The sequence below is a fragment of the Vibrio sp. 10N.222.48.A3 genome, assembly GCF_041475345.1.
Taxonomy (GTDB): Bacteria; Pseudomonadota; Gammaproteobacteria; order Enterobacterales; family Vibrionaceae; genus Vibrio; species Vibrio tasmaniensis_A.
This window is the reverse complement of the sequence record NZ_JBFRVX010001792.1, coordinates 1-397: the sequence shown is the minus strand read 5'-3', so window position 1 is coordinate 397 and position 397 is coordinate 1. Positions and strand designations below refer to the sequence as shown.

Below are 397 nucleotides of genomic sequence, written 5' to 3'. Positions count from 1 at the left end.
GTCTATCTGTTGATCGGATCGTCAACACTCGCACGATTAAATCACACCGAACTTAAGCACGGTTACCAATTTTAACCGTACCATTTGTAGCAAACCAAAGTGCTTCTGAACGACGGCGACCTAGTAAAATAGGGCCATCATCGTAGAACAAAAAGTTTTTCCAGTGCTTCTTAAAAACTGACCACTTAGTTTCGAGAATGTTATATTTTTCATAACAAAAATAAACAGTTACGTCATCTTGCCAATCAATGAAGTTAAGGATCTCTTCTGGCATTTCAGGCTCATCGGCTTCCCAATTTGCCATCCAGCTGATCTCTTCGTTCCAGTTAGATGCCTTGCTCGGCCAGTCTTGCGAACTTAGTCTCTCAGCATCAGGGCTTTGAGGGCTTACGTTCTC

The 397-nt window shown here is 42.6% G+C and carries 1 protein-coding gene; it reads right to left on the bottom strand.

Going from position 1 to position 397, the window contains the following annotated elements; all coding sequences use genetic code 11:
- Window positions 1–52 precede the first annotated feature (52 nt).
- Window positions 53–397 (bottom strand): DUF2947 family protein (locus AB4653_RS28935; protein ID WP_372106081.1); only part of this gene is annotated, 345 nt, incomplete at its 5' end.